The organism is Okeania sp. SIO2F4 (assembly GCF_010672385.1).
GTDB lineage: Bacteria > Cyanobacteriota > Cyanobacteriia > Cyanobacteriales > Microcoleaceae > Trichodesmium.
Window position 1 is genome coordinate 1 of record NZ_JAAHGT010000227.1, and the last position, 11,559, is coordinate 11,559.

Consider the following 11,559-nt stretch of genomic DNA (forward strand, 5'->3'; position numbering starts at 1 on the left):
GAGATTGCTTCCTATCGTCGCAATGACTAATTTTTTACAACCGACAAGATTTACGTTGGGAAAACTAAATCATAGAATAATATAAAGTCCGCAGCGACTGGAACGGAGTGGAAGGAAGCAATCTCGTGACACCTCTGAGATTGCTTCCTATCGTCGCAATGACTAATTTTTTACAACCGACAAGACTTCCGCAGACGAGTTTCTTCAATATTTTGCCAACCATAGGAAAAATGACTAATAGAATTAATCTGAGGAGTCGCTCTCCTAATAGCTTGCATTTGCATTTCCAAAGAAGGACGATTTTTAAAAGGTTCCCCCCAAACACCAGCGATCGCCGGAATAACAACCACACCATCAGACGCCATACTCATAACTCTCTCCACTTTAGAAACAATACAACTAGAGTCATTATCCCCACACGCTCCATAAGACATCGGATGCCATTCCATCGAAGTCGGAAATTGATCCCAAGGTTGGAGACGAGAGTCAAAACCATTATTCCGTATTCTCCTATTCCCACCAGGAAAAAATACAGCACCAGTAGACAGACCTTTTTGTTGCACTGGTTGAGTCGCTACCTGGAGAAAATCTAATATTCCTTGAGCAGCATGAGCAACACTCAATTCCCAAACCTGCGTTCCAGAACCTCTTTTTGGTAGTTTGCCATTACCAGAGGGTGAAAAGAAACTTTGCCACTTCGGAGTTTCCTTGGAAGAAACAGCATAAATATCTCCAGAAGTAACATACCCCTTGTCTAAAAATTTTCTAATTAATTTCTTTCCCGCTTCATTTTTAGCGCGTTGCAATAGAACATTTCGAGAAGCTTCACCATATATCCATAAATCTTTTACCTCATCCGCTACAGAGTCACTCCCGACTCCCCGCAAATAACGAACGTAGTCGAATAAAACTCCTTGAGGTTGGCGTTTTAAGACCTCATTCACCATAACCCTATAATCTTGACGTGCTTCCGGACTGTAAGGATCTATAAAAGTATGGAAAGCATGACTCGCACCTAACTGGTTATGTAAACTAACATTATCTGGAATTACATCTAAAGTTGTTTGACCTTTACCATTACGCGCTAAAGCTTGTTGACGGTTGGGAAGTTGGGAATAGGTGTACCCGAAGTTCATGGTAAATACCCAAGCATAAGCACGCAAACCTCTTTCCTTTGCTTTTCTCAGACTATCAGCTAATAAATCGACATTTTCATAACCAGGTACGCGGAGTACAGACGGCCAAACTGTAGGGTTATTTGCTGCGGGTAGAAGCACTTGTCCGTCATAGAAAGCTTCTATGTATACTTGGTTATAGCCGTAATTAACAACTTTATCTAGTATCCTATCAATTTCTCCCGGTCTAACATCACAAGGATATAGTCGCAACCAAATACCTTGAGTTCTCGGCCAATTTCTCAGGCGACAATTGCCAACAACTCTATTATGTTGAATATGAATATCTTGATATTTTTTTTCTGCATCTTTATCTCCTCCTAAAACTGCTTGACGAAGACTTTCTTTTTCGGCGATCGCTTCTGGTGACAACCGACAATAAATGTCTGTTTGTGCTTGTACTTTTGAAGGAAACCATAGGAAGGAATTTACTGCCAGACTAAATAAAATACTTACCAGACTAATATGGAAATATTTTCTAGTTGGAATTTTTGTCAGTGAGGTACAAAATTTGTGCATAATATTCAGTTTGATAAATGTTGGCTACAATTTAGTTAGCTGTTTCCACGAATTCAGAAGTTAGGAGTCAGTTATAATAATGTAGCTTGAGTTAAGCGTATCTCGCCAACCCAACAAAGCTTTACTGATGTGGGGTTTTCTCTAAAAATATGCTACCTAATATCATGTCTGCTGGTATCGGAGCTTGTAAAAGTTAGTGTGAATATCTACAGAAAATTTAAGTTTTTTCCAGCTTTTAAATGGTAAACATTCAGCTAGCTCGCAGTCAGCTCATCCTACGGAATACTACGCAAACAGTTTTTTAATGAATGAAGCCAGCTTTATTTTAACTTCTACTACATTTTTAACCAGAGTATTGAAGCACAAGAAAGACTCGCTTGAGTTGTGAACCCATACAATTCTGTGGTAGGAAATGAGTTAATAATTCATAGCTGAATGCTTACTTTAAATCTTCTTTCTTCCTTTTTCCTTGCCTGAAAATACTGATGCTACCGGACTTGATATAATATCTCACTCTCAATAGCCAATAGACATCTCCAGAAGAGAGGGAACACTTAACTGGGAACAGGGGGTAGTAATTGATAATTTATGGACAATAATTGATTTTATTTTTCATTTTTGGAGAAGTCTAATACCTTCAGATTTTTGCTAGGACAAGATCAATAAAATCTAATTAAACAGCCATAATTATAATGAAATATTTTTCATAGTTTATAGCTAGTTCAACTAGAACGGAGTAATACAGATATTACTGAGATTTTTCTTTAAAATCTGTTTAAGTTAGGTCGATTTTTTTCACATTCAACTATTAAGATAATCAACTGATATTCAAAACTAATCTGTTAATTCATAATTTCCTCTTGTTCGGGTTTATGTTGAGAAATTCCTTGTTTGTTATTTGCATATCTTCTCAGAGCGAGCCAAAAAATCTTGGTGATGATGGTGCATTGTAATTATTTTGCTTAATACCAATTACCATCAATTAATGCTGTACTTGACGATACTTCAACTATTAAGTAATTAACAGAGGCGCATAGAAGCTTTTTAATAATTATTTATTAGCCAGGAGCCTATTAATTATTCTTATTTTTACTTCTCGCTCTCGGACGTTGCATGCAACCTCCTACCCACTCCCATATTCCCCTACTCAAGATACGAGTAGAAAAGTTTTTGAGAAATGGTATAAGGGGTATGTCAGTGGGAGCATATTGCTCCCTTGCTACGCATTGCTCATCCCCATCTCAAATTACATTGAGGAGAACTACCAAAATCTTTTCTATATCTCTAGTCAATATAAAAATCACTAATTGTCTAGATAGACAATAAAGATTTTGAATTTTCTCTTACTTCTAACCAACAATTAAACTCCACGCTTTAAAGCAAGTTCTACTTGTCTAAACTCTTGTTCTAAACGTTTCTTCAATTTTTCAGGCACAGGACGATTTGGATAAGAACTATAATGTCCTGCTAAGGAGTTCAGAGCAGTTCGCATTGTAGTAAATGATGGTAGATTAGCAACAGAATTATCACGTCGATAACGAGAGGCATAGTCATTAATTATTTGACGTGCTATTGCTTGAGCTTCACTCTTAGCTTCTGTATTTTCTGGTAACTCAATAGCTGCTCTTAAGCTGCTGATTAAGCCTAATGTATCTTCCGAATAATTTCCACTTAAAGTTGAGGGGTTAGAACAACCCATCAAACCTATAGCACAAACTAAAACTAAGGCTAATAGACGAGAAATAAAACGTTTCATGGAACTTTTTTAGTATGGTATCTGACTTATATGGATTATCTCATAGTCTGGCTTAACTTAGAATTTTAGTATAGTTACTTGAAAAATTTGTATTACTACAGTTTTTCTTTTTTGTCAAATTAGGGTAAAGCAGAAGGCAGAAGGGTTATACCAAGCGTGATAAATTTTTGTGGTGGTCCTGTATATGTAGTGATAAGCCAATATAAATGATTAGTTCTTGACATTAATCTTGAAAAGATTAAGTTTTTTATGCTTAATAATTTTAAAATTTTTATCTAGGCGATCGCTACATATAATCAGTCATAAAACTATCAATAATTAACCCCAAGTATTATGAAAAAAGTATACTATTATCTATGACAGTAATAATAAAAAATCTATATAATTCAGATGTCAAGTCATAAATTAATCTGTATCGCTTCACTGTAATTTTATCACTACATATACAGGACCACCGGATGGCGAAGAAACTTAGCCATATCCAATCTCCCCTTGAGAAGAAAAAAAATCCTTTTAGGCAATCCTTCTATTACAGAAGAGGTAATTTATTAATTGTTCAAAAATTGTAGGGAATTTGCATGCAACATCCCTACGAAAAAGGGAATAAGGAAGAAGAAAGAAGAAGTAAATCTTGAAAAAAAAGAGGTAAATGATAGATAAAGCTGTTTAAAATGAATTGGAGAAGCTCTTTTTAAGCATCTCCAATCAAGATGTATCTTTTTGTAGCATTCTTTTTTCATGCATGGTATTAGAGATGAATTTAAAAAAGGTACTTAATCTCGCCATCTCCCCACACTCCCCCCTCTCCCGACACTTCCCACACTCCCTATTCCCTAAAAATCAAAGAAATCACTAATCTTCCCCGACTGTACCGAAAGAATTTGAGTATCCTGTAACCACTGACCATCAAAGCACCCTAAATGAGTAGTAGTAATCAAAGTTTGAAAACGATTAGTAATTGCTTCTAACAATTGATTTTGTCGATGCAAATCTAATTCTGCCAAAACGTCATCTAACAATAACAAAGGCGGTTCCTTTAGTACCTGCTCGATAAGTTGTAATTCAGCTAATTTCAAAGCTAATACTAAAGTTCGCTGCTGACCCTGAGAACCATATTGTCGTGCCGGAGTATCATTAATACTAAAAGTTACATCATCCCTATGAGGACCTACTACCGTAGTACCTTGATATTGTTCGGCGATCGCCCTTGCTTTGATTTTCTCTAAAAAAGCCTGACGTACTCCCTCCAAACTATCCTGAATAATTAACTCTTTACTATCAACAGTTACATTTGCTAAATATTCCATCTGTAAAACTTCCTTACTCCCACTAATAGCACGATGCCACTCACTTGCTAACGGTGCTAACCTTTGCAAAACCCGTTCTCGTCGCCGAATTACTCGCGCTCCAGTAGTTGCCAACTGAGCATCCCACAAAGCTAACTCTTGAGCAGGAATAGAATATAACGAACCCTGACTTTCTGCTGCTATCTTTTGCTGACGAATTTTCTTTAACAAAGCATTGCGCTGACGGAGAACTTGATTATATTGTTGGAGAATGTGAGCATAAACAGGTTCGAGTTGCACCAAAAGTCTATCTAACCAATGACGACGAACTTCGGGTCCACCTCTGACTAAATCCAAATCTAGACTAGAAAACTGAACCACATTGAGAATGCTTAAAAAGTCTAAATGGCGACGTAAAGTTTCACCGTTAACTGCTACAGTACGTCTACCCTGACTCCGTAAAGTTAGGGTTAAGTCAATATTTCCCAATTGTCTTTCCAAAGATGCTTGAATTTGACCTGCTGGTTTGCTATCTAGGATTAAGTCGCGATCGCGATTTGCTCGGTGAGACTTAAGAGTAGAAAGTAATTCTACTGACTCTAGTAGATTAGATTTTCCTTGAGCATTATCTCCTACCAAAATTGTTTTGGCAGCATCAAATTTAACTTTCTGGTCTCGGTAGTTCCGAAACTGTCGTAAATGTAAATGTCTCAGGTACATATTCAGAAGGAAGAGGTGAAGAAGGAAGAAGGAAGAAAACGATAATTTTTGAATATTCAGGAAAGGAGTTATGTTAATAAACATAGGCATGGAAAAGATATATATTTTTAGCTAGACCAACTCCAGAAGGCAAAATTAAAGAATCAAAATGCAATATTTTTTTATAAAAAAGGTACGAAAAATGATTTACTTGGTGACTTTTACAACCCTATCCAATGGTTAAAGAAAAGGCTTGTTTATTTTTTGTAGATGTCTAATGACTACAGACATGATATTTTTTACCTTAAATATTACTTAGGAGCAATATAAAAATAGGTTGTACAAATTTCATCTCAAATGAATTGTAAAATCTAGCTTCCATAAAAAAACTGTTCAGGTTATTTTTAGACGAGTTCTTATATATAGCACTATAATATTGGGCGTTTGTAAATAAAAGTATGATTTTACAGTCCTCAGTCCTGAGTCCTCAGTCCTCAGGAGTTATACCATTTCACAGAATTCTGAATTCAGAATTCTGAAGTTAGATTGGATAGGCTAAAAACTTTGACAATAGAAAGGTTTGAGGCAATTATTTGACATTTAAAGTTTGAAACTATTTGTGACATCTTTAAAGTGAATTGGTATTAGAAAGCAGCTTTTTCCAGGTCAGTTAAAGGGTAAATAGGTCTGAAAATCATATTATAAATTTGGGGTTGGTAAATCACAGAATGAAATTTGTAGGGAGAATCCCCCAGAAAATCAATTATTATCCATAAATTATCAATTATTTATCCGTGTTCCCTGTTCCCAGTTAAGTGTTCCTTCTTTTCCGGAGATGTCTAATGATTAACCGGGTTAGGTACGGGGCGCTACCACAAAAAATAAATCATTCCATCAATTACCAACGCCTCATATTGTGTTATTGCTACTGGAAGGGAGTGGCAGGAAGCAATCTTATTATTCTCAGGGGATTGAAACTTATTATCTCTCTGAGCATTACTACAATGTCTTAGTTTTTAGGAATAAAGTACCAATCATAATTATACTAGACTTATCTATAACTTTCCTTAATTCCTTATTCCTATGAAAATAATATTTTTTGGCACACCTCTATTTGCTGTTGCTACTCTAGAAAAATTATTAGCTCACCCAGAAATTGAAGTTGTTGCAGTTGTCACCCAACCCGATAAAAGACGCGGGCGAGGCAATAAACTCATTCCATCTCCAGTTAAGTCACTGGCAGTTGCTCATAATATTCCTGTCTGGCAACCGCGCCGAGTTAAAAAAAATGCTGAAACTCTCAATTTATTAAGACAAGCACAAGCAGATGTATTTGTCGTAGTTGCTTATGGACAAATCTTATCTTCTGAAATTTTGGATATGCCAAAGTTGGGTTGTGTGAATGTTCATGGTTCGATTTTGCCAAAATATCGTGGTGCTGCTCCTATTCAGTGGTCTATTTATCATGGCGAGGCGGAAACGGGTAATACTACGATGTTGATGGATGTGGGAATGGATACTGGTCCAATGTTATTGAAGAGTGTGACTCCTATTGGTTTGTTGGATAATGCTGTATCCATAGCGGAAATTTTGGCAAAAGATGGAGCAGATTTATTGTTGGAAACTTTGCGGAAGTTGGGGAAAAGAGAAATTGAACCTATTCCTCAAGATAATTCTCTGGCAACTTACGCTCCACTGATTCAAAATTCTGATTATGAAATTGATTGGTCGAGGAGCGCTTGGGATATTCACAACCAAGTCAGAGGATTTTTCCCTAATTGTTTCACCAGTTTTCGGGGTCAGTCTTTGAAAGTAATGGCAACTGTACCTGTAGGGACTGAATATTGGTCGGAGTTGCCTCCGGAATTACAGAAGTTGGAGAAGGTTTGGTCTTCTGAATCTGAGGTTGTTGGAAATATTGGGGAGGTTGTCAAAGTAATTAAGGGTTTAGGACCTGTGGTGCAAACTGGTGCTGGTTGGTTGTTGTTGTGGCAGGTACAGTTGGCGGGGAAGAAGGCGGTTTCTGGTTGGGATTTTGCTAATGGTACTCGTTTGGAAGTGGGAGAAATTATTGGGGGAGTGGGGGAGTTATAACTGAAGTCAGAAGTTCTAATAGAGAAGGAAGAACCTTCTTACTCCCTATTCCCTAAAACTTTTATTGTGGGTATTCAAAAAAACATAATATAAGAGGTAATTTTAAGTTAACCACAGCAAAAAATTAATATTTTTATCACATCTGCGATCGGGTAACTGAGATATTATAATTTCTAGTATTGTAAAGTTTCCTAAAAACACTGACAATGGTTGCTAATCAAGATAATCAATTCTTGATAGAAAAATATTCTAATCAAAGTCTAGAACCACAGGTTTTTCAACTTAAAACTCAGCTTTTGAGTAAAGGCAAGAGTGACTATACTCTCGCCAAAACTGATTTAATGAGCGTGAGAATTAAATGTTTCGCTGAAGGGGGAGAAAATGTTTTGCACTCCCATCCAGGAGAGGATCATACCTTTTTTGTTTTAGCAGGAAAAGCCAGATTTTTTGACAAAGATGGTGAAGTTGGAGTTTTTACCAAAAATCAAGGTATTTTGCTTCCCAGAGGTAGTTTTTACAACGAAAGAAAGTTGCGGAGATGAACCTCTAGTCTTGTTAGGAGTGGGTACAGAAAAAGAGAAACTTCCAGTTAATCGTATAGGTGTTAATGGTAATGAATTACCAGGAAAATCCAAAGAAAATAAATATGAAGATGGTGTACCAATAGAAGGATTATATTATGAATAGCTAATGCTTTAAAAAGGAAGGCCAATTAAGTTTTTGTTTAATTAATATTGTTAAAAATTTGTTATCTAGAAACTACTAAGTAGGTGGGTTGAAGTATCCATAAAATAGCCACGAAGATTCAAAACAGTGAAAATCTTTGAAAAAATGATTTCTGGCTTCATTTTCTGATTTTTCGTTTTCAGGTTTATTTATGCCCATCTGCTTAAATTGACTAAATTTTTCTATCGGTAGATTCTAGAGAATATTATTTAATTTTAGCTCCTCTAGGAAATTTAAAATCCCAAAATCAAGCTAGGTGAAAAAAATAGCAGTAAAAAATTAGAACTTATAAAATAATATGACCTATGTGTGGTTAACATTAGCAAGTATTTTGGGATGGTTTGTAAGTACCCTAGCAGGTGGGGGTAGTTCATTTCTCTTAATGCCAATAGTTGGTTTATTTTTAGGAACTTATAGCTATTCCACCAATTATTACAATTGGAGCAATTCTTGGTAACGCCGAACGTGCTGTTGCTTATTGGCAAAAAATTAATTGGACAGTCATGTGTTGGGAACTACCTGGTGCTATTATTGGTGGTTGTTTAGGGGCTTTTATGTTAACCAAAATTCCCGTAAGATGGCTAAGTTTTTTTGTAGGGTTATTTCTATTTATCTCTGGGAGAAATTTAATTATTAAGAATTAAGAAAAATCTTTTACTGTTCGTGCATGGTATTTTCTACCTGCCGGTTTTATTTATTCGTTTTTGTCAGGTATTATTGGTAGTATGGGACCTTTACTTGCACCATTTTACCTAAATTATGGTTTGCAAAAAGAAGAATTATTGGGTACTCAAGCAGTTAACCGGATAGTAGTTCATATTGTTAAGGCGATTACTTATGCAGTTTTTGGTAATTTAACTTTGCCATATTTGGGATATGGGATACTCATAGGAATAGCTGCTTTTCCAGGAAATTGGCTAGGTCATTTAGTATTAGAAAAAATTAGTCCTTAACTGTTTCGTCAGTTAGTAATTACTTTTGTGATTTTCAGTGGTGTTTTTATTCTCTGGGAACAAAGGAGTTTATTAATATTTCAGTTATAGCGATTGTCTTTGATAAATGGTAAAAAGCAATCCGCCTAAATCTACCTTACACCGTTTCACGAAAGTTAAAAGTAATATCATGTCCGTTTAATTAGTTATAAAAAACTTTCTTCTCTTCTTCTCTTCCTTCTTCTTTGCTCCTGACTCCTTCATCCTTATTCATAAGTATTCAACCGGACATCATATTAAGATAGTATTTGCTAAAAACTTTCAATCAATAACTTTTAGTTAAGGATTTTTTTTGCCAATCTTATAATGTATAAGAGCTGCTATAAACTTGGTAATTATATTCACATTCACAAAAAAAATTGGTAGTTGTATACAAGTAGTGATATTCTCAAAAAAGTTAAGTGGGCAAGTAAATACTATTCCTCTAAAACTAAGAATTAGATATAAATATATTTTCTGTTGCCTGTTCCCTGTTGGCTGTTCCCTGCCTCCATAATAAAATCACTACATCTATAGGACTACCAAAAAATCAACCAATATTTTTTTGGTATGAATACAAAATTTCATCCACATTTTCTAAGGTGAGTTTCTCCCTTTCTGCTAAAGTTTTAATTGTTTGAGTAATGGCTTGAATTTGGAAAGTTTCGAGATTTAGACCTAGTTGATGAGCGCGATGTGCAATACTATTTTTACCTGTGAGTTTGTGATTAATTAAAACTGACCGATTCAAATCAAAATAACTGGGATTTATTGCTTCATAAGTTTGAGAATTATTCAGAACTGCTTTAGTATGAACTCCAGCTTTATGATTAAAAGCAGCTTCCCCAACAATACAATGATCGAAGGGAATAGAAACTCCTATTTTTTCCGCTACTAATTGATTTAATTTCTGAAGATAAGATAGAGAATATTTTCGATTTAAAGCTCCTGCATCCAGGGTATAAAGACGAGCAATTAATCCAGCTAAAGGAGTAATACCATTACGTTCGCCAATGCCTAAAACACTTGTATCAATATGAGTTGCTCCTGCTTCAAAAGCAGCAAAGCTATTAGCAATGGCACAACCTGTATCATTATGAGCATGAAATTCTATATCTTCAAAAAAGCATTGTCTCATCTCTTGAATTAATTGATAAACTTGGTGGGGAGTGGCTATACCTACTGTATCAGCTACTCCAAAACGATTAACAATTCCTAATTTATTAATTGCTAAATAAACTCGCAGTAAATCTGATAGGGAACTACGAAAAGAATCTTCTGTGGAAAAACGCAATTCTATTTGGGGATTTTGTTGATGAATAAAAGTAATAACTTCTATAGCTATATCAATAATCTCATCAATACTTTTACCATGACCAAATTGACGTAAAAGTTTAGATGTACCCATAAATAGATTAATACCATTTACACCTGTTTCTAGGGCTATTTTTGCATCTTCAAGATGGCAGCGAATATGGGTGAGAACTTTAGCTTGTAAACCTAACTGAGCTAAGTTTTTACAATCTTGATAGGATTGAGGGGAAACAGTTGGAGATGTTACTTCAATATATTCTACTCCAAATTGATCTAGTGCCCTAGCAATTTCAACTTTATCTCCTGTAGAAAAATTTGACTTAAAAAATTGTTCTCCTTCTCGGAGAGTAGAATCAACTATCGCTAGTTTACTTAATAACATTTTTTTAGTTTAGGTATAATTCCATAATTTTAGATAAACATATTATAGGGATGATTGTTAGTATGATTAATTACAATTTATTTTCAATAAAATGCTAGATCTTAAAATAATTTAAGATATTTTAAGTTATTTTGGAATTTAGCAATCTTTGATGAAAAATTTTAATTCACAAATACAAGGAATAAGGAATAAGTAAAAATAGTTAAAGCAGGTCTCAGGAATTTTTAATGACAAACTTAAACTCACAAATAGAAGGAATAAGTAAAAATAGTTAAAGCAGGTCTATTATATTGTTTAGTAAAAGTAAGGATTTGGAGATAAAACTCTTCATACTATTGAATTTTGTAATAATGCGCTTATACCATGCATGAAAAAAGAATGTTACGAATAATAAGGGCGATTAAAAGACTGTACAGGAGATGTTCCTTTGACTAATAAGATAAGTGATAAACTGATAAATGGTATTGAAGCTATTCCCATACGACTCCTGAGTTCTGAGTTCCCCTCCACCGGAGGGGTTAGGGGTGGGTTGACTCCTAAAAAGTCCCTTAGCTATTTGTAGCAAACATTTATCACATTGGTATTACCTATATCTAATATATTTAATAACTTTTGAGCTATTTGTTAAGGTGTAAAC

General features: G+C 35.0%; 8 protein-coding genes and 1 pseudogene. 5 read left to right on the top strand and 4 right to left on the bottom strand.

What is annotated here, in order from left to right:
• Window positions 1-170: 170 nt before the first annotated feature.
• The 3 genes from F6K22_RS15925 to recF form a co-directional block, all read right to left on the bottom strand.
• Window positions 171-1,694, bottom strand: a complete 1,524-nt coding sequence (locus F6K22_RS15925) for a glycoside hydrolase family protein (RefSeq protein WP_293099561.1) — start codon at window positions 1,692-1,694, stop codon at window positions 171-173.
• A gap of 1,360 nt (window positions 1,695-3,054) precedes the next feature.
• Window positions 3,055-3,450, bottom strand: a complete 396-nt coding sequence (gene psb27 / locus F6K22_RS15930; RefSeq protein WP_293099563.1) for a photosystem II protein Psb27 — start codon at window positions 3,448-3,450, stop codon at window positions 3,055-3,057.
• Between the two features lie 833 nt (window positions 3,451-4,283).
• Entirely contained in the window at window positions 4,284-5,456 is a 1,173-nt protein-coding gene (gene recF, locus F6K22_RS15935) for a DNA replication/repair protein RecF (protein ID WP_293099565.1), read from the bottom strand.
• A 1,062-nt stretch (window positions 5,457-6,518) separates the two neighbouring features.
• On the opposite strand from recF, the gene fmt reads away from it, so the two are divergent.
• The 5 genes and pseudogenes from fmt (at window position 6,519) to F6K22_RS15960 (ending at window position 9,208) form a co-directional block, all read left to right on the top strand.
• The gene (fmt, locus tag F6K22_RS15940) at window positions 6,519-7,529 is read left to right on the top strand and encodes a methionyl-tRNA formyltransferase (RefSeq protein WP_293099567.1); all 1,011 of its coding nucleotides are present in this window, start codon (window positions 6,519-6,521) and stop codon (window positions 7,527-7,529) included.
• A gap of 206 nt (window positions 7,530-7,735) precedes the next feature.
• Window positions 7,736-8,071, top strand: coding sequence for a cupin domain-containing protein (locus F6K22_RS15945; RefSeq protein ID WP_293099569.1), 336 nt, complete (start codon window positions 7,736-7,738; stop codon window positions 8,069-8,071).
• A 10-nt stretch (window positions 8,072-8,081) separates the two neighbouring features.
• Window positions 8,082-8,216 carry a hypothetical protein gene (locus F6K22_RS15950; RefSeq protein ID WP_293099571.1) on the top strand — a complete coding sequence of 45 codons (135 nt, stop codon included), beginning with the start codon at window positions 8,082-8,084 and terminating at the stop codon, window positions 8,214-8,216.
• Window positions 8,217-8,553: 337 nt separating this feature from the next.
• Window positions 8,554-8,712, top strand: coding sequence for a hypothetical protein (locus F6K22_RS15955; RefSeq protein ID WP_293099573.1), 159 nt, complete (start codon window positions 8,554-8,556; stop codon window positions 8,710-8,712).
• A pseudogene (locus F6K22_RS15960) lies at window positions 8,702-9,208 on the top strand (sulfite exporter TauE/SafE family protein). The gene F6K22_RS15955 and the pseudogene F6K22_RS15960 overlap by 11 nt, the downstream one beginning before the upstream one ends.
• A 568-nt stretch (window positions 9,209-9,776) precedes the next feature.
• On the opposite strand, the gene lysS reads toward F6K22_RS15960, so the two are convergent.
• Window positions 9,777-10,922 carry a homocitrate synthase gene (lysS, locus tag F6K22_RS15965; protein ID WP_293099575.1) on the bottom strand — a complete coding sequence of 382 codons (1,146 nt, stop codon included), beginning with the start codon at window positions 10,920-10,922 and terminating at the stop codon, window positions 9,777-9,779.
• Window positions 10,923-11,559: the final 637 nt, after the last annotated feature.